Genomic DNA, 20,093 nt, shown 5'->3' on the forward strand with positions numbered 1-20,093 from the left:
GTAGGAAATGCCTCTTTAAAGTGGGTTTGATGAAAAATTAGTAGTCAAGCACGGCAAACGACCGTTATCGTGAAAGGTCATCTTTTTGGTGACAAAAAAAAGTGGAACCACGTGAAAGCGTCTTTTGTTTGGATAAACAAAAGACGCTTTTTTTATACCAAGAAAGGAGTCTTGCTATGCGACGTATTAGAGAAGATATTCGGGCGATTAAGCAGAATGACCCAGCAGCAAGAACGAGTTTGGAAGTCATTTTAACTTATCCTGGAATTCACGCTCTTTGGTTTCATCGCGTTTCTCATTTTTTATTTAATCATGGCTTTAAATTACTAGCACGGATTAATTCACAAATTTCGCGTTTTATAACTGGGATTGAAATTCATCCTGGTGCTCAAATTGGTCGTCGAGTGTTCATTGATCACGGCATGGGGATAGTGATAGGAGAAACAGCGGTGATAGAAGATGATGTCAAGCTCTATCATGGCGTAACTTTAGGAGGGACGGGGAAAGAATGTGGTAAACGTCATCCAACTGTTCGAAGAGGAGCGATGATTTCAGCGCATGTCCAAATATTAGGTCCGATTGAAATTGGGGAATTTGCTAAAATTGGCGCAGCAGCTGTTGTTTTAGAATCGATTCCTGCGTATGCGACAGCCGTTGGTTTACCGGCGAAAGTCGTGCGGATAGATAAAGAGAAACAAGCTATAGAGGAGGCTAAAAATGATACAACTATATAATACTTTGACAAGAAAAAAAGAACCTTTTATCCCACAAAATAAAGAAGAAGTCACCATGTATGTGTGTGGTCCGACTGTCTATAACTACATTCATATTGGAAATGCACGAAGCACTGTCGCGTTTGATACGATTCGTCGCTATTTAGAATATCGCGGTTATCCTGTTAAATATGTTTCAAACTTTACCGATGTCGATGATAAGATTATTCGCACTGCTAAAGAACAGGCGATGTCACCTAAAGACTTAAGCGAAACCTTTATTGAAGCATATCAAGAAGATACAGCTGCTTTAAATGTCCAACCTGCTTGCTGTCATCCAAAAGTAACGGATCACATTGAAGATATTATTGCGTTTATTGAAGAGCTAATGGTTAAAGGTCATGCGTATGAATCGGATGGCGATGTCTATTATCGGACACGTTCTTTTGAAAATTATGGTCAACTAAGTCACCAGTCTTTAGATGATTTAGAAATCGGTGCGAGCCAGCGAACAGGCGATGAGCAATTGAAGAAAGAAGACCCGCTAGATTTTGCTCTTTGGAAAAAAGTAGCAGATGAAAAAGAACTTTCTTGGGAGTCACCTTGGGGGCCGGGTCGCCCTGGTTGGCATATTGAATGCTCTGTCATGGCAACAAAACATTTAGGCAATACAATTGATATTCATGGCGGTGGAGAAGACTTACAGTTTCCACATCATGAAAATGAAATTGCGCAGACTGAAGCGAAAACAGGTCAGCCTTTTGCAAAGTATTGGCTACATAACGGGTATGTGACAGTGGGCGAGCAACAAGAGAAAATGAGTAAGTCATTAGGTAATTTTGTCACGGCACATGAGCTCTTGAAAAAAGAAGACCCACAAGTCATTCGTTTTGCGTTAGCAACGACTCAATATCGTCGACCTATTCCGTTTAATGAAAAAACTTTAGCAAGTGCTAAAAGTAATTTACAACGTATTCGATTGGCTGTGAAAAACAGTCAATTTCGTTTAGCTACTGCAGCAGAAGCGTTGCCAGATGATGCAGATATGTTAGCTTATATTGAAGAAATAGAGCAACGGTTTATTCAAGAAATGGATGATGATATTAATACGGCAAATGGTATTACCGTCATTTATGAATTTATTTCATGGATTAATCATTATTTAGAAAAAGAAGCTGTTTCCGCAGTGGTTTTAAAGACTTTACTAGAACGTTTGACGGTGATGATGACGATTTTTGGAATTGAATTAAATGAAGAAGCCGATACAGAGAGTGATGAACGAATTGAAGGGTTAATTCAAGAACGTAATGAAGCAAGAGCGAATCGCGATTTTGCTCGAAGTGATGAGATTCGTGATTTGTTAAAAAATGAGGGGATAGTCTTGGAAGATACAGCACAAGGCACCCGTTGGAGACGTGAGTAAATGAGTCAATCAACACAACAGTTTGAATTACTAAATGGTTTAGCGTTAGCTTATATCGGTGACGCTGTGTATGAGGTGGCGATTCGCGATTATTTGATTCGACAGGGGAATACGAAGCCAAATATGTTGCATCGTAAAGCTACCCGTTATGTTTCGGCTAAGGGGCAGGCGTGGTTGATTAAGTCAATGATAGAGGAAGCGATTTTAACCGATAGAGAAGCAGAAATTTATCGACGCGGTCGAAATGCGAAAAGTCATACAACGGCTAAAAATGCTGACGTGATGACCTATCGTCATTCCACAGGCTTTGAGGCGTTATTTGGGTATTTACATTTGACGGAACAACAGCAACGCTTAGAGGAATTAGTCGCGTATTGTATTGAAAAAGTGGAGGAAATACATGGTAAAAAATAAAAAAAGAATGTCGCGTAATGACAGAGTAGACTCAAAAGAAAATGAGCAGACGACTGATTTCGTGATGGGGTTTTATGGCGTTTTAGAAGCACTAAAAGAAAAACGCGGCAATAAGGTGTTTATTCAAGAAGATGTAACAGGACGTCGTTTTGATGAGGTAAAACAGATGGCCACAAAAATGAAAGTACCGGTTCAGTGGGTTCCTAAATCAAAACTGGATAAATTGACGGATCATGGTGTGCATCAAGGTGTCGTTTTAGGGGTGACGCCATATGAATACTTGAGCTTAGAGGAACTAATCGAGCAAACTAAAAAAACAGAGCCGTTTTATTTGATTTTAGACGGGATTGAAGATCCGCATAATTTTGGTTCTATTTTACGGACGGCCGATGCGACAGGGGTTGACGGTGTGATTATACCTAAACATCGAGCAGTTGGTATTACGTCAATTGTTTCAAAGACTTCTACGGGAGCTGTTGAGCATATTCCAGTCGCTCGTGTCACAAACTTATCTCAAGCAATCAGTACTTTAAAAGAGCAAGGGTTTTGGGTGTTTGGTACGGATATGGAAGGCACTGACTATCGTCATTGGCAAGTACAAGGATCGATTGCCTTAGTTATTGGTAATGAAGGAAAAGGGATTTCACCAGGTTTGAAAAAAGAACTGGATGAAGTTCTTACAATTCCAATGACAGGACACGTACAAAGTTTGAATGCGAGTGTTGCAGCTGGTATTATGATGTATGAAGTTTACCGTAAACGTTATTAAAAAAAGGAGGAGCTGAGATGAAACGCCAAATTTTAATCGTAGATGGCTATAATATGATTGGTGCTTGGCCGGAATTAGTCAAACTGAAAAATCAAGATAAGCTATCGGACGCGCGAGATTTGCTGCTTTTTGAGTTGTCCAATTACGGCAAGTTTCGTGGGATTGAAATCGTGGTCGTATTTGATGCTCAGTTTGTACCTGGTATCCAACAAACGTATCAAGAGTTTGAACTGACTGTTGTTTTTACTAAAAAAGACGAAACGGCTGATAGCTATATTGAACGTGTCGCAGGAGAATGGGCGGCACGTTTTGTCCAAATCACAGTGGCTACGAGTGATTTAGCTGAGCAGTGGTTAGTTTTTTCAAAAGGAGCTTTGAGAAAGTCGGCCTTTGAATTGTATAAAGACATGCGTGAGACGAAAGAGTCAATTCGTGACGAAGTGATTGAATCACAATATAAGAGATACAATCGCAATATTCCGTGGTCGCTGTCAGATATGAAACAACTAGAGTCCTTAAGAGATGATTTATCGAATTAAACTTAAGTAAAGAAGCTGTGAAAAGTTTCTTTTACTTAAGTTTTTTTTTACGTTACAATGGATAAGTAAACGATAAAGGAGATGAGATTGTGTCACGAGTGAAACAAATAGCACCAGGATTTTTAGCGTGTTTAGTGATTGCGTTGGTCGCTCAAATGATTGGAAGCCAAGTACCGCAGATAGGGGCAGCGCTTTTTGCTATTTTATTAGGAATGGCGTGTGGTAATACCTTTTTAAATCAAAAAAATTTAGATGTAGGTGTAAAATTTTCTGAGAGTAAATTGCTTGAAATATCCATTGCTTTGACCGGTTTGACGCTCAATGTGATGGAAGTCATGGCGATTGGCTGGCATGGTGGACTTTTTATCGTGCTTCAGATGACTCTTACGATTGTGGCGGTTTTTATGCTAGGGCAGTTATTAGGCTTTACCCGCAAGTTTTCATTATTAATGTGCGCAGGTAACGCTGTTTGTGGCTCATCAGCAATTGGAACGGTGAGTCCGATTCTTGGTGCTGATGAGAAAGATAAGGGGATTTCCATTACAACGGTCAATTTGACGGGAACAGTTTTAATGGTGTTTTTACCGATAATGACGGGCTGGTTGTATCAACATGACACTGTCCAAACAAGTGCCATGATTGGTGGAACATTACAGTCTATCGGACAAGTCATTGCTTCGGCTAAATTAGTGAATGACGATGTGACGCAGTTTGCGACGGTCTTTAAATTGTTACGTATTGTCTTGTTAGTTGTCGTTGCGATGGTATTTGCGAAGATAAATACAGCAGAAGACGGCCCGTTGTTTCGAAAAGAAACAGATAATGTAACCAAGCGAGTAGGCATACCCTGGTTTATTTTAACATTTATGATATTATGCTTAGTAGTAACGCTAGTGTCTGTTCCGTCGATAATAAGTGTCGTTGCTAAAAAAATAAGTAATCAATTTGAGATTATTGCTTTAGCAGGAATTGGCATGCGTGTGAAGTTTAAAGATTTAGTAAGAGAAGGTCCGCGTTCTATGATGTTTGGCTTGTTGACAGGTGGCATGCAAATAGGCATGGCGTGGCTTTTAATTAAATGGTTGTTTTAAAATCTATTTTGCGAAAATGTTGGAAATTTGGTATTATATAGAAGGTTTCAATACAAAGAAAGAGGGTGTAGAGAATGGCAGGACATTCCAAGTGGAATAACATCAAAGGCAGAAAAAATGCCCAAGATGCTAAAAGAGGAAAAATATTCCAAAAATTATCGCGTGAGATATACATGGCAGCAAAGAGTGGTGGACCTGATCCGGCTACAAACCCATCTTTACGATTAGTACTCGATAAAGCACGCTCAGCGAATATGCCAAATGATAATATTCAACGTGCGATTAAAAAAGCGACGGCTTCAGGTGCGGGCGAGCATTATGATGAAGTGACTTATGAAGGTTATGGTCCAGGAGGCGTAGCGATTTTAGTGTATGCTCTAACAGATAATCGAAATCGTACGGCTAGTAACGTGCGTGTTGCCTTTACTCGTAATGGAGGCTCGCTAGGAGAAACTGGCTCGGTTAGTTATATGTTTGATCGTAAGGGTTATATCGCGATTGAGCGTGAAGGACTAGATATAGATGAAGATACGATGATGATGACCGTCTTAGAAGTCGGTGCTGACGATTTACTGACATCAGATGAAGTCTTTGAAATCTATTGCGAGGGAGCTGAGTTTACTAGTGTTCGAGATGCTTTAGAAGCAGAAGGATTTACCCTAGCTCAAGCTGAGTTAACGATGGTGCCACAAAATGAGATGACCGTTGAAGGCGAAGCATTAGAGAAATTAGAAAAACTAGTAGATGCTCTTGAAGAAGACGATGATGTGTCAGATGTTTACACATCTGCTAATTTATAAAAACAGTCGAAAAAACCACAACATTACACGTTGTGGTTTTTTTGTCGTTTATTGAGTTTAGTTTGCGAATCTATTAGTTAGATGGGGAAAATAATGAAGAGAGGAGGGAGTTATGAACGTTCAGGAGCAAGTCTATCACTTATTAAAAGAAGGGTATAGTCAAAGGATTAGCGATATTTACTTATTTCCTCATCCGAAAGGCTACCAAATTACTTTTCGTCAAAATAATCAACAACGTCTTTATCGCCAAATAGATCAGTCATTAGGAGAAAAAGTTTTAGTTCATCTCAAATACTTGGCGGATATGGACGTTGCGGAGAAAAGGCGAATGCAAGTAGGTTCAGCAACGTATCCTTTAGATGAAAAAGTCGCTCTAAGATTACGTTTTTCTACCGTAGCAGATTATCAAAATCGTGAATCAATGGTTGTTCGCTTTCTATATACTGCTGAATATGGTGGAACTTTTATCACTTTTTTGCCAAAAATGTATCAAAAATTATTGAAAGAAAGTCGAAAAAGTGGCTTGTATTTATTTTCAGGGCCAACCGGTTCTGGAAAAACGACGACGATGTATCATTTGGCCCAGCATCTAGCTGAAAATCAGCAAGTGATTACGATTGAAGACCCGGTTGAGATGGATCAACCCGAATTTTTACAGTTACAAATTAACGAAGCAATCGAAGCGACATATGAGCGTCTTGTTCAGCTATGTTTACGGCACCGGCCCGATATATTGATAGTAGGGGAAATACGTGATGAACAAACTGCTCGAGCTGTTGTAAGAGGCGCATTAACAGGGCATACTATTTTTTCGACGGTTCATGCAAGTGATGGGCCAGGAGTATGGCTACGTTTGATCGAGCTAGGTGTATCAGCTGAGGAATTGAAACAGTGTCTAAAAGGAGTGACATATCAACGATTATTGCCAATACACTGCCCATACTGTGAAAAGGGGTGTTCAGGCTACTGCCCGACTAAACAGGTAGGCGTATTATATGATTCTTATTTTTTTGAAAAGAAAGGAGAGGTTCGTGAAATATTTCAAGCGAAAGACCGTTGGAACGAACGACTCAAAAAAATCTGGGCTTTGGGCTATATTACAGAAGAAACGTACTTGGCATTTCAACACTAGCGCTCAGTATCATTTAAAGCGCTCTGCTCGCTATGATTTTGTGTCCTTACTAGCGAAGCTTTTAGAAAATGGTTTTAGCTATCAAGAAAGTTTGTCATTTCTTCAAAAGATTTGGCCAGAACCCCATCAGTTTATTGAACAATTACAAACCATGTTGAAAAATGGGCATCCGCTATACGAAGGCTTTAAAACACTTGGTTTTTCTGCACAACAAGTGGCACAGTTGTACTTTGCTGAGAGGCACGGTGATTTTGTGGGGACGTTACATCATGTGGCTAAGCAAATGAGAGATAGCGAGAAACAGCGACGCAAGTTTTATCAAGTAATGACGTATCCATTGATTCTATTTATATTTTTAATAGGAATGTTTGGTTTTATGCGAGGGGTGTTATTACCACAACTGCAAACCTCTATTGAAAATCCACGTGATAATTTAGGCGTAAAAGTAATTACCTATGCTCCGACTTTTTTAATCGGGGTGTTACTAGGAGGACTAGTGATTTTCTTGCTATGTCGTTATATTTTAAGAAATAAAACGGCCTCCCAAAAGATGAACTTATACAGCCGTTTGCCATTGTTGGGCACGTGGCTAACTGACTATGTTACCTCTTTTTTTGCTTATGAGTGGGGGAAGTTATTAGTGCTGGGCTTACCACTACGGGATGTTTTTTCGTTGATGAAAGCAGAAGGGAGTACCCCTTTAATGAAAGAAATGGGGACGACGTTAAGTCAGGCATTAGAGTCAGGTGAATCGTTGAGTGAGCCATTTCAATCCTGGCATTTTGTTTTACCTGGATTTAAATTAATTTTATTAGAAGGGGAAGTCACAGGGAAGCTAGGAAAAGAATTGCAAATTTATGGACGCCGCGTGTGGCAACAGTTAATGCGAAAAATAGAAAAAGGGATACAGTGGGTTCAACCGCTAGTGTTTATTGTAGTGGCAGTACTGATTATTTCGATTTATGCAGCTATTTTATTGCCAATGTATGATGCAATAGGAGGAATGGAGTAATGTTAGCAAAAAAAAAGAAAAAGTATCAAGGCTTTACATTATTAGAAATGCTAGTCGTTATCTTAATCATTAGTTTTTTAGTTATGTTAGTAACACCTAAATTAGTCGAACATGGAAAAAAGGCAGAACAGAAAAGTGACGCGGCATTTGAACAAGTTGTTAAAACGCAAATCGAGTTGTATCAATTTAACGAAACAGATGAAATAAGCGTTGATAATTTAATAAATAAAGGGTATTTAGATAACAAGCAGATAAAGAAAGCACAAGAATTAAACTTATTACAGGGGATTAGATGAAGCAACATCATAAGTTCGGAGGCTTTACTCTGCTAGAGGTTTTAATCGTTTTAACATTGACGCTTATCTTAGTAGGGTGGCCTATCATTAGCTATCAAAAGTGGATGGCACGTTATCACGTGCATGACTTTTGTACTCATTTCGAAACAGTATATAAGCGATGTCAGCAAATGGCGATGTTAACCGGTCGGCCGGCTCGTTTGAAACTCAATCGGTCAAAAAGATGTATTGAAACAGAAATGGTTGAGTTAACAGGTGATAGAGTTTTTGATAGCTGGGTGGTGCCGTCAGAAGTTACCATGCAATCGAACACGACGATTATGTTTAATGGAACGACAGGCAATCTTGCCCATCCTGCTTTAACTGTATACTTTTACAATGAAATCGACAAACAGTCAATTACTTATACGGTAAACGTGGGGAGTGGGAAACTTGAAAAAAAAGAGAGGTAATATAGGATTTCAGGGGTTTATTCTACTGGAAAGTTCAATCAGCTTGGGTATTTTATGTTTGGTAATGCTCAGTTTGTTACCTATTATCGTTCAAATGAAAGAACAGACGGCAAAGTGGCAAAGAAGGACTGACGCTGCTCGTTTGGGCTATGAAAGTAGTCAACGGCTGATGAAAGAAGATAATGTGCATACAACTATTACAAATGACGGAAGACAATATCATATTCAAGCGAGTATTGGCAGTCATGAAAAGGGGCGGATAATGATTGAAACTCATTCCCCAGTAGAGAAGTGGCTTATTTATGAAAAATAGTAGCATGAGAGGTTTTACGTTGCTTGAAACCTTGATTGGCATGCTTTTGTTGATAGCAGGCACTTACTTTTTTTCAACCATCATGGCTCAAACAACGGAGCTTTTTCAGCCTAAAACAGCTCAAAACTACTATGAATGGCAAACGTTTTTATTACAATTAGAACAAGAACTGAAAAATAAAAAGGAATGCCAAGTTGTAGCTAATCGCTTAGTGACTAAAGAAGAAACGTCAGGTGGCTCAGAAGCTATCGTTCAGTATGAATGGTATCGAACAAAAGTAAGAAAAAGGCGAAGTGGTATGGGACATCACGTTTTACTTACGAATGTAGAAAAGTGGACGCTTGACAAGCAAGGGCGTCGTTTAATGATAGAGGTCGCTTTTTCTGACGGGCATCGCTATTCTGGGAGTGTGTTAATTGATGAAAAAGAATAAGCCTTATGATGGGATGGTTTTGTTTACTGTACTAGCCTTGCTTAGCATCTATTTTGCAGTGGTCTTTCAGTTTATCGGATTTTATCGTGAACACCAAGCTCAATTAAGTCAGCTCGTTCATTTTTATGAGATGAAAACATTGGCTAATTTGAGTTATCGACGGGTGTCGTCTCAAGAGGCTACCCATGCCCAAACGCTAACCTTTAATAAAGGACGCGTGATATTTGAACCACATACGGATGAATGGTCTTTTGAGGTGAGTTTGAATACAGGCGAAACGCGGCGCTTTTATCATACCCCACCTCAGTTATCTCATACAGAAGAAACAAGTGATACTGAAAATACTGAAAATAAAGAACAATCAGTCAAGCAGCAAACCACCGTTTCTGAAACCGAGAAAACATGTTCGACAAGAGATGATATTGATGAGTGAGCGTGCATGCATGATACAAGCTCGTAACGTAACATATTAATTGCAAGATTCTCATTATCGTGTATAATTAGGGATGAATCAACTCATAAGGGAGTAACTGGCGATTAGTTCGTGGCAACATCACCATCACTGAAAGAAATTTCTGGTGTTGTCTTAAACAGTGAGACTTATGTATGGACAAATTGCTCATACATAGGTCTCTTTTTATTTTTTTATGAGAAAATATACATGAAAATAGGAGGAAAAAAGATGTCAGAACATGAACGTAAGAAACAATTAGTGGATACGTTTTATACACAAACTGAAGAAGATGTTTTGAAAAAACTGGAAACATCTGCTGAAGGTTTGAGTAGTGCGGAAGCTGAGAAGCGTTTGTCAGCTTATGGTGCCAATGAACTGGATCAGGGTAAGAAGAAAAGTTTATTTTCAAAGTTTCTTGATCAGTTTAAAGATTTAATGATTATTATCTTAATCGTTGCGGCTGTATTATCAGGTTTTATGGGCGATTCTGCTGAAGCAATTATGATTATTTTAGTTGTATTATTGATGGCAATTTTTGGTGTGGTACAAGAAGCGAAAGCGGAGCAAGCAATCGATGCTCTTAAGAGTATGTCAACGCCAAATGCGAATGTTTTACGTGATGGAAACGCCAAAGTTGTTAAAAGTACCGAAATAGTACCGGGAGATGTGGTCTTGCTAGAAGCAGGAGATGTTGTGCCGGCAGATATTCGCTTGATAGAAGCGAATTCACTGAAAATTGAGGAATCGGCATTGACCGGGGAATCAGTTCCAGTTGAAAAAGACAGTCAACAGTTGATAGAAGTGGATGCTGGAATCGGTGACCGTGTAAATATGGGGTACATGAATAGTAATGTTACCTATGGTCGTGGTGTAGGTGTCGTCACTGGTACCGGGATGAACACTGAAGTAGGTAAAATTGCGACGATGTTAGCAGACGCAGATGAAACGAATACGCCACTGAAAGAAAACTTAAATGAGTTAGGTAAGTGGTTAACCATCGCTATTTTAGTCATCTGTGTGGTGATGTTTGGTGTAGGGATGATGAATGGTGGTAAGACATGGGTTGAAATGTTGCTAACTTCTGTTTCATTAGCTGTAGCAGCTATTCCAGAAGGATTACCAGCGATTGTTACGATTGTTTTAGCGCTTGGTACACAGCGAATGGCTAAGCGTAACTCTTTAGTAAGAAAGTTACCAGCGGTAGAAACATTAGGAAGTACGGACATTATTTGTTCAGATAAAACAGGAACGTTAACTGTCAATCAAATGACGGTTGAACAAATTTTTACGAATAATGAAATTCATGCAGAAAGCGATACAGTTCCAACGGATAATTTAACGTTAAAAATTATGAACTATTGTAATGACACGAAATTTTCTTCTGAAGGAGAGTTAATTGGTGATCCGACAGAAACGGCGTTAATTAAATTTGGACTGAAACATGCGTTTGATGTGCGTGAAGCCTTAAAACAAGAGCCACGTGTAGCAGAGCTGCCGTTCGACTCTGAACGTAAATTGATGACGACTTATCATCAACTAGCTGACGGTCGTTTCTTAGTAGCAACTAAGGGAGCACCAGATGAATTGTTAAAACGTTGTATATCTTATGATGTAAATGGCGATATTCGTCAAATGGACGATGCACAGCGTGACTTAATCTTGTCGACCAATACACAACTTGCAAAACAAGCACTGCGTGTGTTAGCAATGGCTTATAAAATTGTCGACCATGTTCCAGAAAACTTAGTACCAGAAGAAATTGAAAAAGATTTAATTTTTTCAGGTCTTGTCGGAATGATTGACCCAGAACGTGAAGAAGCAGCTGAAGCCGTTCATGTGGCAAAACAAGCGGGGATTCGTCCTGTGATGATTACAGGTGACCACCGTGATACTGCCGAAGCGATTGCAATTCGCTTAGGTATTATTGAAGAAAACCAACATGAAGCTGTTATTACAGGGGCTCAGTTAAATGAAATGTCAGATGATGAATTTGCTAAACGCGTTCATGAATTTTCAGTATATGCGCGCGTGTCACCTGAACATAAAGTAAGAATTGTTAAAGCATGGCAAACTGAAGGTAAAGTAGTGGCGATGACGGGAGACGGTGTCAACGACGCGCCTGCTTTAAAAACAGCTGATATTGGGATTGGTATGGGAATTACCGGAACGGAAGTTTCAAAAGGTGCTAGTGACATGGTACTAGCGGATGATAACTTCTCAACCATTATCGTAGCAGTTGAAGAAGGACGTAAAGTCTTCTCAAACATTCAAAAAACGATTCAATACTTACTGGCTGCAAACTTAGGGGAAGTTTTAACACTATTTATCGCGACCTTACTAGGTTGGGATACGCTACTACCTGTTCATCTATTATGGATTAACGTGGTAACGGATACCTTCCCAGCGATTGCCCTTGGTTTAGAACCAGCTGAACGAAATGTGATGCAACAAAAACCACGCGGTCGTAATTCAAACTTCTTCTCAGGTGGTGTGTTAAGCAGCATTATTTATCAAGGGATTTTAGAGGCAGGCATTACGTTAGGCGTTTACTTATTCGCGATTGCGTACCCTGTTCATCAAACATACAATGAAATCCATGCTGATGCGTTAACAATGTCCTTTGCGACATTAGGCTTGATTCAATTATTCCATGCCTTTAACGTAAAATCTGTCCACCAGTCACTCTTTAAAGTGGGGCCATTTAGAAATAAGAGCTTTAACTATGCTATTTTGTTATCGTTCATTCTATTAGCCATTACGATTGTGATTCCAGGATTTAATGATTTATTCGAAGTCGCTCATTTGGATACACATCAATGGGCAGTCGTTGCCGGAGCATCCTTCTCAATTATCCCGATTGTAGAAATTGTGAAGTTCTTCCAGCGCAAGACGTTATATAAATAAAGAGTACAGAATAAGATAATTTTGACTGACATTCGTTGAGAAACGGATGTCAGTTTTTTATTAGGCTAATAAGGCTAAAAAAGTGATGCGAATGATTGCGTGACCACTGTAAAATTTGATATAGTAAGTAGGCAAAAGAAAAGAAAGATGAGGCAAGAAAAATGCGAGGAAATTTAACTTACTATGTTCAAAAAATTAATGATATTGTGACATTGACTGAGCAAACGGGTGAAGAAATGAATCCGTTTTTTGAAACACTTAGAGGAGCGATTGATGAAGATACGTTATCAGAACTTACATCTTCTCAATATGAAGAGATTAAAGCTGCCTTTGCGAAAGGGACGGCTGTGTATGAAGCACAACTAGCTATCATTAAAGACTTACGTCCGCCAGCAAGAGTTCTAGGAATCCATAAAAAGCTAGAAAAAGCTTATAGTCAGTATGTTTTGGCGTGCCAGTCGATGGTAGAATCGATAACAGATGAGTCAGTAGATGTGAATCAATTTAATGAATCAGAAACAAAACAAGATGCAGAAACGGATACGATTGCTTTTTGTATTCAACGCATGACGCAATTACTTTTAAAATAACCCTTGTTTTTTTACTGGACAATTCATGCGAAGCCGTGTATGATGTATGTATAACCAACAACAACCTTTTTATTTTTCATTTTACTCTCATCCTAAAGAGTAAAATACTCCTTTTTCCACTGCTGATATGATTAGCAGTGGTTTTTTTGTGTTATGATAAAATAAGTTAAATGACATGACTAGTAAAGTGAGGTTTGAATATGACAGCGACGTTAAAAAAACAAATTATAGCAGAGAGTAAGAAGATAGGGATTGATAAGATTGGCTTTACGGATGCTAGTCCATTTGCTCACTTAGAAGAAAGTCTTCATGAACAAAAAGCTGCGGGACATACGACAGGCTTTGAACATCCAGTGATTGAGGAACGTCTTTATCCGGATAAAATATTTGATAAACCCGCTTCGATTATCTCGATTGCTTTAGCTTATCCTACTAAAATAAAAGAGAAAGCCCCTCGTGTGAGAGGTGAACGACGAGGTAGTTTCGCCCGTGCTTCTTGGGGGACAGACTATCATGATATTTTGCGAGACCGTATGGCAAAATTAATTGCCTTTATTGAAGAAGTCGCGCCTAACTCTGCAGAACTTTCATTTAAACCCATGGTCGATACGGGGGAATTGATTGACGTAGCTGTGGCACAACGAGCAGGGCTGGGTTTTATTGGAAAAAATGGTTTGTTAATCACGGAAGAATTTGGATCTTACGTTTATTTAGGTGAAATTATTACGAATATCCCTTTTGAACCAGATACACCGATTGAAAATCAATGTGGCAGCTGTACAAAGTGTATTGATTTTTGCCCAACTAGTGCGCTACTAGGAGACGGTCGGATGAATGGTCAGCGTTGTCTATCTTATCAAACGCAAACGCGTGGAATGATGCCGGAGGAGTATCGAGAGAAAATCCGAACTGTCATCTATGGGTGTGATATTTGTCAGCAAGTTTGTCCGTTTAACAAGGGCAAAGATTTTCATTTTCATGAAGAAATGGAGCCTGATCCAGAAGTCGTGACACCACTATTAACACCGTTATTGACGATAAGTAATCGTGAGTTTAAAGAACAATTTGGTTATTTAGCTGGGTCGTGGCGTGGGAAGAAACCTATTCAACGTAATGCTATTATCGCACTTGGCAATGCGAAACAAACGAGTGCTTTGCCAAATTTACTAGCATGTGCGGAAGAAGATCCCCGCCCAGAAATACGTGGGACGGCTTACTGGTCGATTGGTAAAATTGGTTCACCATCGAACGATGCTCTTGTTTCTTTTTTATTAGAACGATTTGAAAAGGAAGAAAATGAAGAAGCGCGTTTAGAAATTACGAAGGTCTTAAACAATTGGAAAATCGATGATAAAAAACGTTGATTGTTCGCATTAGATAGTCTAATATAATAACAGACAAGTGATGAAAGAGGTAAGCGACGCATGAAAAATAAAAAGCGCCCTGTTTTAATAGGGGTAACGGGTGGTTCAGGAAGTGGGAAGACAAGTGTAAGTCGAGCCCTTTTAAAAGAATTTACAGACGATCATTCGATAGTCTTGTTTGAACAAGATTCTTATTATAAAGATCAGAGTCATTTATCGTTTGAAGAGCGATTAAAAACGAACTATGATCATCCTTTAGCTTTTGATACAGATTTGTTAATTGAGCATTTAACAGATTTGTTAAACTATAAAAGTATTGATAAACCTGTCTATGATTACGATGCGCATACGCGTAGTACGGAGTGTGAACATCAAGAGCCACGAGAAGTAATTATCATTGAAGGGATTCTAATTCTAGAAGATGAACGCTTGCGCGATTTGATGGATATTAAAGTTTATGTCGATACAGAGGATGATATTCGTATCATTCGTCGGATTAAGCGTGATATGGAAGAGCGTGGACGCACACTGGATTCTGTTATTCATCAATATCTCAGTGTAGTAAAACCAATGCATCACCAGTTTATCGAACCCACTAAAAAGTATGCGGATATTATTATTCCTCAAGGTGGCGAAAATCAAGTAGCGATTGATTTGTTGACGACAAAAATTGCGAGTATTTTAGAAGCACGTTAGTTGTTAGAAGATAATTGTTTTAATGAGGAAATTTAGGCCAAATAAGTGAAAAGATGAAGGAAACGAACCTGTTTCTTTCATCTTTTTTTGCCTTTAATTAGATATCATAAATATATATCTTTCTGTCATCTAGACGATAGTTTACATACATCATTCATTTTATATTTTAAACTTAACCCACTTAAAAGAATGTGATTTAGAGAAATCAAAATAGCTTTTGCACATTAAAAATATGGTTAAAAAGGGACTAATTTTAATGCCTGTTTTTGATAAGTAGCCAACTGATGAACACCATTTTTTCTTAAGAGTTTTTTCATTTCAATAAAGCCTAGTTCATATTGATCAATTGAGTGAGCGTCTGAGCCAATTGAAAAAAGTTTACCGCCTAATGATTGATAAAGTGGGACGGCATATTCATACAGGTGCTTATTTTTATATGTGACAAAACTTTTCCCATTTAATTCAAAAGCAATGTCATGCTTAATAATTAAGCGAAATAATTCGATTAAAAGGGGTTCAGCTAGATCTTGAAACTCACTAGTAGTTAACTCTAAAGCACGTACGCCATAATCAAAATGAGCTAAGATATTTGCATAAGGAATATCAGTGACAGCTGTGAGGAGTTCTTGGTAGTACGTGTGGACGACTTCTCGTTTATTTAATCGCGTAACTGCTGGGTCCATATAATCGAGATGGCCATTCTGGTGAACACTGAGTACTAAAAGATCGTATTCTTTTCCACGTAAGAAATCTTTAATTTGACTAGCATGTTTGTTTAGATACCCTATTTCAATTCCTTTTAAAATGTGTCCATCGTACGTATTATTTAAATTGTCAATCTCTTTTGAATAGGTTAGATAATCAGGAAGATTATTTTTAAAATCATCATAAGGGTTGTCAAAATCTAAATGTTCCGTAGTAACTAAAGTAGTCATGTTTAGTTCTAAATAAGCGGATAAAGATTCTGTGGAGTCGAACGAATAACAGCTGTGCACATGTTGATCATAATAGCCCATTGAATTTCTCCTCACTATAGTTTAATTAGATATCTTGTTTTGATTATAGCTTGACTCATTATAAAATTCAAAAGAATTCAGAAAAATTACTTTTATTTTACATGGAATTTACAAAAAACATTTACACTTAACTTGTAAAAAATAATATAGTGAGGTGTTTGAATGAAAAGGAAAAAGTTTTATAGAGGTTGGGTTTTGGGGATTATTACGACTCTATCTTTAGTAGGTTGTTCGGACAATGATAGTTCTGAAAATATAGAGGATGCGGCTAATAGAAACGATGACGACTTAGAAACAATTATAGAAAAAGCGAAAGAAGAAGGTGAAATAGCGAGTGTTGGTATGCCAGATACTTGGGCTAACTGGGTAGAAACATGGGAAGATTTAACAAGTGAATATGGGCTGAGTCATGTCGATACGGACATGTCGAGTGCAGAAGAGTTAGCTAAATTCGAATCTGAAGGAGCTCAGGGTACCGCAGATATTGGTGATGTAGGTATTAGTTTTGGACCGTTAGCGGTAAGTAAAGGTTTAACTTTACCTTATAAAACATCGTATTGGGATGAAATACCTGATTGGGCTAAGGATGAAGAGGGACATTGGTTACTAAGCTATACGGGCACCATTGCTTTTATGACGGATACAAATAATGTAGAAGATGCACCAACGAGTTGGGCTGATTTAGCATCAGGAAAGTATACAGTCGCTGTAGGAGATGTAACGAAAGCAAATCAAGCTCAATTTGCAGTGCTAGGTGCTGCTATCGCAAATGGAGGAGACGAAAGTGATATTCAACCCGGGTTGGACTTTTTTAAAGACATTGCTTCGTCAGGTAGATTGTCATCGGTAGACGCTTCTCTTCCTAATTTGGAAAAAGGTGAGATTGATGTGACTATTATGTGGGATTTTAATGCTCTAAATGCTCGCGATCAACTAGGAGCCAATCGTTTTGAGGTAACCATACCAACAGATGGTTCGGTAATTAGTGGATATACTACATTGATTAATAAAAATGCACCACATCCTAACTCTGCTAAACTAGCTCGTGAGTATATTTTATCAGACAATGGGCAAATTAACTTAGCCAAAGGTTATGCTCGTCCGATTAGAGAAGGTGTTGATATTCCTGAAGAGATTGCAAGTAAGTTGCTACCTGATAGTGAGTACCAAGCTGCTGAACCAGTAAAATCAAATGAAATCTGGGATCAGACAGCGATTGAATTGCCAGAAATGTGGCAACAAGAGGTATTAGTAAATGTTAAATAACAAGGTAATATTAATTATTTTAGATGGCTGCCGTTATGACGTTGCAGCGAAACAAATGGGATTTTTAGCTAGCTTAGTAGAGCATAAAAAAGCTTTTTGTTATAAAGTTATTTCAGAAATGCCTAGTAATTCTCGCCCTCTTTATGAGGTTCTATTAACAGGAAAGAGTGTTTTAGAACATAAGACGTACACAAACATGCACCATCAAAAATCTAGTCAAAAATCGATTTTTGAGAGTGTACAGGAGAATGGCGGAACTACGGGAGTAGCGGGTTACTATTGGTTAAGTGAACTATATAATAATAGTCCATATGATATTTTGACAGATAGAATACAACATGATGAAGATAAGTTGATTCAATATGGTATTTTTTATAGTGAAGATGATTATCCTGATAGTCATGTATTTGCGGATGCTCATCATATTATCAACCAGTACACACCTGACTTTATGCTTGTTCATTCGATGAATATTGATGATGTAGGACATAAATATACTGCGAATTCAGCGGAGTATCATCGTGCAGTTAATCATGCGGATAGTATTTTAGCATACTTTATACCAATCTGGTATGAGTTGGGTTATAAAATCATCGTCACTTCTGATCATGGGATGGATGAGTTTGGTTTACATGGTGGTAATCAATCGAATCATCGAAGAGTACCGCTGTTTATTATTAATGAGGACTTTCCAGAGTTAAAAGAAACGATATTTTCTCAATTAAAAGTTCGGTCATTAATAGAAAATATGTTAGGAATAGGAAATGGATATCATGTGTAAGAAGCGAAAAATAATATGGCTGTTACCCTTTTGCTTCATTATTCTACTATACCTCGTGATTCCTCTAGTATACATGTTGATTTCAAGTTTTCAAGAAGACGTTAGTGGTCGTTGGACACTTTATAATTATATGCAGAGTTTAACTAAACCTTATTATTATCGTTCGTTTTTAAATAGTGGTTTAATTGCCATTTTTTCAAGTATCTTCGGAATGATCGGTTCACTTGTTTTTTGCACTGCACTATTAAGTTTGCCAAAGAAGAAACAAGAGCAATGGCTCTTATTATCAAATTTGGCAGCGAATTTTGCAGGGATTCCACTAGCTTTTGGCTTCATTATTTTATTAGGGAATGCGGGTGTTTTAAAAATGATATTCCCTTTTTTAATGGGGTTTGATCTATATTCATGGCAAGGGTTAGTTTTAACATATGTTTATTTTCAAATACCTTTGGCGACTATATTTATATATCCAGTTATGAAGAAAATTAGAAAAGAATGGCAAGAAAGCGCTGAAATTTTAGGAGCAAGTAAGTGGTACTATTATCGTAAGATAGTCTATCCTTTCATGGCCCCAGCTCTTTTTAATACATTTGTTATTTTATTTGCAAATGGTATGGGAACATATGAAACAGCCTATGCCCTAGTCGGTAGTAACGTTAACTTAGTAACCATTCGTATTTCCTCTCTCGTAGCGGGAGATGTGTATGCTAAACCGAATATTGGTAGTTCTTTATCTGTTTTATTTTCCTTAGCAATGATGTTAGCCGTATTGCTATCTCAGAGACTTATTAAAAGGGTAGAAAGGAAAAATTATGAATAAAAAGAACATGAAATATGCTTATACTATACTGGTTTTTTTTGCTATTTATTTTTTTCTCCCATTTATCATGACAGGAATATATGCTTTTAGTACGGAATGGGGAAAAACATTTTTTCCTACAGGAATGACTGTTCAATGGATGAAGCAATTGTTTTTGGATATAAGCTTTATAAAAGCTGTATTACGTTCTTTAATTTTAGCTACTACGGTATTACTCTTTATTCTATGTGTGATGCTGCCTACTGTTCTGACAATTGTTATCTCTTTTCCAAATTTAAATAAATATATGCAAGGCATGTCATTAATGCCGTACGTTATTCCTGGTGTGATTTTAGTAACCGCATTATTGAAAATGTATGCTAAATTAAATGTTTCGATGCTAATAGTTTTAGCAGGCGCATTGTTTGTTATGTCTATACCTGTTATTTACTTTGGGTTGTATAATAGCTTAATATCAATTAACACGAAGCAATTAATCGAAGCTGGTAAAACTTTAGGTGCGACATCTCTGACGCTAATATTTAAAGTCATCATTCCTAATATTCGAATAGGTGTGGTTTTATCGAGCGTTATGATTTTTTCCGCTCTTTTTGGGGAGTATTTATTAACCAATTTATTAATTGGAGGTAGATTTGAAACCATTAGAATTTATATGCTAAGACGAATGAATGAAAATGGACATTTAGCTAGTGCGGTCATGATGTTTTACTTTGTTTGTATTCTAATAATGGGTCTTCAAATTAATCATCTATCGAAAAAACTAAGAAATGAAACATAATAACTGGACTGGCTAGATAAGAAAACGACAGGAGAAA

23 protein-coding genes and 1 other annotated feature (1 of these 24 running past the window's edge) are annotated in these 20,093 nt (G+C 37.9%); of the genes, 22 read left to right on the top strand and 1 reads right to left on the bottom strand.

Features of this window, described 5'->3' with window-relative positions; translation table 11 throughout:
- Positions 1 to 128, top strand: a binding site (T-box leader) (it extends 81 nt beyond the left edge of the window).
- The 18 genes from epsC to udk all read left to right on the top strand — a co-directional run bounded on the left by epsC (position 129) and on the right by udk (position 15,395).
- Complete coding sequence (gene epsC, locus CBF33_RS05580; protein WP_272158218.1) at positions 129 to 734, top strand: serine O-acetyltransferase EpsC; 606 nt, start codon at positions 129 to 131, stop codon at positions 732 to 734.
- Complete coding sequence (cysS, locus tag CBF33_RS05585; RefSeq protein WP_126762363.1) at positions 718 to 2,136, top strand: cysteine--tRNA ligase; 1,419 nt, start codon at positions 718 to 720, stop codon at positions 2,134 to 2,136. Before epsC ends, cysS begins: the two co-directional genes overlap by 17 nt.
- On the top strand, positions 2,137 to 2,550 hold the full coding sequence (locus CBF33_RS05590; RefSeq protein WP_126762365.1) for a Mini-ribonuclease 3: 414 nt from the start codon (positions 2,137 to 2,139) through the stop codon (positions 2,548 to 2,550).
- Positions 2,537 to 3,319, top strand: a complete 783-nt coding sequence (rlmB, locus tag CBF33_RS05595; protein ID WP_126762367.1) for a 23S rRNA (guanosine(2251)-2'-O)-methyltransferase RlmB — start codon at positions 2,537 to 2,539, stop codon at positions 3,317 to 3,319. The genes CBF33_RS05590 and rlmB overlap by 14 nt, the downstream gene beginning before the upstream one ends.
- A gap of 17 nt (positions 3,320 to 3,336) precedes the next feature.
- Positions 3,337 to 3,858 (top strand): NYN domain-containing protein, encoded by a 522-nt coding sequence (locus CBF33_RS05600; protein ID WP_126762370.1) that lies wholly within the window; start codon positions 3,337 to 3,339, stop codon positions 3,856 to 3,858.
- 89 nt (positions 3,859 to 3,947) lie between these two features.
- Positions 3,948 to 4,949 carry a YeiH family protein gene (locus CBF33_RS05605; protein WP_126762372.1) on the top strand — a complete coding sequence of 334 codons (1,002 nt, stop codon included), beginning with the start codon at positions 3,948 to 3,950 and terminating at the stop codon, positions 4,947 to 4,949.
- 74 nt (positions 4,950 to 5,023) lie between these two features.
- Positions 5,024 to 5,749: a YebC/PmpR family DNA-binding transcriptional regulator gene (locus tag CBF33_RS05610; protein ID WP_126762373.1), complete on the top strand. Its 726-nt coding sequence runs from the start codon at positions 5,024 to 5,026 to the stop codon at positions 5,747 to 5,749.
- Between the two features lie 112 nt (positions 5,750 to 5,861).
- Positions 5,862 to 6,881, top strand: a complete 1,020-nt coding sequence (comGA, locus tag CBF33_RS05615; protein WP_126762375.1) for a competence type IV pilus ATPase ComGA — start codon at positions 5,862 to 5,864, stop codon at positions 6,879 to 6,881.
- A complete protein-coding gene (gene comGB / locus CBF33_RS05620; RefSeq protein ID WP_170167757.1) occupies positions 6,781 to 7,893 on the top strand; it encodes a competence type IV pilus assembly protein ComGB in 1,113 nt (370 codons plus the stop codon). Before comGA ends, comGB begins: the two co-directional genes overlap by 101 nt.
- Positions 7,893 to 8,189 (top strand): competence type IV pilus major pilin ComGC, encoded by a 297-nt coding sequence (gene comGC / locus CBF33_RS05625; RefSeq protein ID WP_126762379.1) that lies wholly within the window; start codon positions 7,893 to 7,895, stop codon positions 8,187 to 8,189. The genes comGB and comGC overlap by 1 nt, the downstream gene beginning before the upstream one ends.
- Positions 8,186 to 8,641, top strand: a complete 456-nt coding sequence (gene comGD / locus CBF33_RS05630) for a competence type IV pilus minor pilin ComGD (RefSeq protein WP_126762381.1) — start codon at positions 8,186 to 8,188, stop codon at positions 8,639 to 8,641. The genes comGC and comGD overlap by 4 nt, the downstream gene beginning before the upstream one ends.
- Positions 8,613 to 8,954: a competence type IV pilus minor pilin ComGE gene (gene comGE, locus CBF33_RS05635; RefSeq protein ID WP_280530233.1), complete on the top strand. Its 342-nt coding sequence runs from the start codon at positions 8,613 to 8,615 to the stop codon at positions 8,952 to 8,954. Before comGD ends, comGE begins: the two co-directional genes overlap by 29 nt.
- Positions 8,944 to 9,387 (top strand): competence type IV pilus minor pilin ComGF, encoded by a 444-nt coding sequence (comGF, locus tag CBF33_RS05640; RefSeq protein ID WP_126762385.1) that lies wholly within the window; start codon positions 8,944 to 8,946, stop codon positions 9,385 to 9,387. Before comGE ends, comGF begins: the two co-directional genes overlap by 11 nt.
- Entirely contained in the window at positions 9,374 to 9,820 is a 447-nt protein-coding gene (locus CBF33_RS05645) for a hypothetical protein (protein WP_126762387.1), read from the top strand. Before comGF ends, CBF33_RS05645 begins: the two co-directional genes overlap by 14 nt.
- Positions 9,821 to 10,069: 249 nt before the next feature.
- The gene (locus tag CBF33_RS05650; RefSeq protein WP_126762389.1) at positions 10,070 to 12,745 is read left to right on the top strand and encodes a calcium-translocating P-type ATPase, PMCA-type; all 2,676 of its coding nucleotides are present in this window, start codon (positions 10,070 to 10,072) and stop codon (positions 12,743 to 12,745) included.
- Positions 12,746 to 12,906: 161 nt separating this feature from the next.
- The gene (locus CBF33_RS05655) at positions 12,907 to 13,335 is read left to right on the top strand and encodes a hypothetical protein (RefSeq protein WP_126762391.1); all 429 of its coding nucleotides are present in this window, start codon (positions 12,907 to 12,909) and stop codon (positions 13,333 to 13,335) included.
- A gap of 200 nt (positions 13,336 to 13,535) precedes the next feature.
- Positions 13,536 to 14,699, top strand: coding sequence for a tRNA epoxyqueuosine(34) reductase QueG (gene queG / locus CBF33_RS05660; RefSeq protein WP_126762393.1), 1,164 nt, complete (start codon positions 13,536 to 13,538; stop codon positions 14,697 to 14,699).
- Positions 14,700 to 14,759: 60 nt separating this feature from the next.
- The gene (gene udk, locus CBF33_RS05665; protein WP_023607084.1) at positions 14,760 to 15,395 is read left to right on the top strand and encodes a uridine kinase; all 636 of its coding nucleotides are present in this window, start codon (positions 14,760 to 14,762) and stop codon (positions 15,393 to 15,395) included.
- A 236-nt stretch (positions 15,396 to 15,631) separates the two neighbouring features.
- Here udk and CBF33_RS05670 read toward each other — a convergent pair whose 3' ends face one another.
- A complete protein-coding gene (locus CBF33_RS05670; RefSeq protein WP_126762395.1) occupies positions 15,632 to 16,411 on the bottom strand; it encodes a PHP domain-containing protein in 780 nt (259 codons plus the stop codon).
- Positions 16,412 to 16,573: 162 nt separating this feature from the next.
- Between CBF33_RS05670 and CBF33_RS05675 the strand changes: the two genes are divergently transcribed.
- From CBF33_RS05675 to CBF33_RS05690, 4 genes are all read left to right on the top strand, one after another.
- On the top strand, positions 16,574 to 17,677 hold the full coding sequence (locus tag CBF33_RS05675) for an ABC transporter substrate-binding protein (RefSeq protein WP_126762397.1): 1,104 nt from the start codon (positions 16,574 to 16,576) through the stop codon (positions 17,675 to 17,677).
- The gene (locus CBF33_RS05680) at positions 17,667 to 18,458 is read left to right on the top strand and encodes an alkaline phosphatase family protein (protein WP_126762399.1); all 792 of its coding nucleotides are present in this window, start codon (positions 17,667 to 17,669) and stop codon (positions 18,456 to 18,458) included. The genes CBF33_RS05675 and CBF33_RS05680 overlap by 11 nt, the downstream gene beginning before the upstream one ends.
- The gene (locus CBF33_RS05685) at positions 18,451 to 19,278 is read left to right on the top strand and encodes an ABC transporter permease (RefSeq protein WP_126762401.1); all 828 of its coding nucleotides are present in this window, start codon (positions 18,451 to 18,453) and stop codon (positions 19,276 to 19,278) included. The genes CBF33_RS05680 and CBF33_RS05685 overlap by 8 nt, the downstream gene beginning before the upstream one ends.
- Positions 19,279 to 19,417: 139 nt before the next feature.
- Positions 19,418 to 20,056, top strand: a complete 639-nt coding sequence (locus CBF33_RS05690; RefSeq protein WP_170167758.1) for an ABC transporter permease — start codon at positions 19,418 to 19,420, stop codon at positions 20,054 to 20,056.
- The last annotated feature ends 37 nt before the right edge of the window (positions 20,057 to 20,093 follow it).

Origin of the sequence: Vagococcus lutrae, assembly GCF_003987555.1 — a bacterium.
GTDB lineage: Bacteria > Bacillota > Bacilli > Lactobacillales > Vagococcaceae > Vagococcus_A > Vagococcus_A lutrae.

Coding starts and splice junctions, on each gene's coding strand:
- cysS (WP_126762363.1), top strand. CDS start 718: ATGATACAACTATATAATACTTTGACAAGAAAAAAAGAACCTTTTATC.
- CBF33_RS05590 (WP_126762365.1), top strand. CDS start 2,137: ATGAGTCAATCAACACAACAGTTTGAATTACTAAATGGTTTAGCGTTA.
- rlmB (WP_126762367.1), top strand. CDS start 2,537: ATGGTAAAAAATAAAAAAAGAATGTCGCGTAATGACAGAGTAGACTCA.
- CBF33_RS05600 (WP_126762370.1), top strand. CDS start 3,337: ATGAAACGCCAAATTTTAATCGTAGATGGCTATAATATGATTGGTGCT.
- CBF33_RS05610 (WP_126762373.1), top strand. CDS start 5,024: ATGGCAGGACATTCCAAGTGGAATAACATCAAAGGCAGAAAAAATGCC.
- comGA (WP_126762375.1), top strand. CDS start 5,862: ATGAACGTTCAGGAGCAAGTCTATCACTTATTAAAAGAAGGGTATAGT.
- comGC (WP_126762379.1), top strand. CDS start 7,893: ATGTTAGCAAAAAAAAAGAAAAAGTATCAAGGCTTTACATTATTAGAA.
- comGD (WP_126762381.1), top strand. CDS start 8,186: ATGAAGCAACATCATAAGTTCGGAGGCTTTACTCTGCTAGAGGTTTTA.
- comGF (WP_126762385.1), top strand. CDS start 8,944: ATGAAAAATAGTAGCATGAGAGGTTTTACGTTGCTTGAAACCTTGATT.
- CBF33_RS05645 (WP_126762387.1), top strand. CDS start 9,374: ATGAAAAAGAATAAGCCTTATGATGGGATGGTTTTGTTTACTGTACTA.
- CBF33_RS05650 (WP_126762389.1), top strand. CDS start 10,070: ATGTCAGAACATGAACGTAAGAAACAATTAGTGGATACGTTTTATACA.
- CBF33_RS05655 (WP_126762391.1), top strand. CDS start 12,907: ATGCGAGGAAATTTAACTTACTATGTTCAAAAAATTAATGATATTGTG.
- queG (WP_126762393.1), top strand. CDS start 13,536: ATGACAGCGACGTTAAAAAAACAAATTATAGCAGAGAGTAAGAAGATA.
- udk (WP_023607084.1), top strand. CDS start 14,760: ATGAAAAATAAAAAGCGCCCTGTTTTAATAGGGGTAACGGGTGGTTCA.
- CBF33_RS05670 (WP_126762395.1), bottom strand. CDS start 16,411: ATGGGCTATTATGATCAACATGTGCACAGCTGTTATTCGTTCGACTCC.
- CBF33_RS05675 (WP_126762397.1), top strand. CDS start 16,574: ATGAAAAGGAAAAAGTTTTATAGAGGTTGGGTTTTGGGGATTATTACG.
- CBF33_RS05680 (WP_126762399.1), top strand. CDS start 17,667: ATGTTAAATAACAAGGTAATATTAATTATTTTAGATGGCTGCCGTTAT.
- CBF33_RS05685 (WP_126762401.1), top strand. CDS start 18,451: ATGTGTAAGAAGCGAAAAATAATATGGCTGTTACCCTTTTGCTTCATT.
- CBF33_RS05690 (WP_170167758.1), top strand. CDS start 19,418: ATGAAGCAATTGTTTTTGGATATAAGCTTTATAAAAGCTGTATTACGT.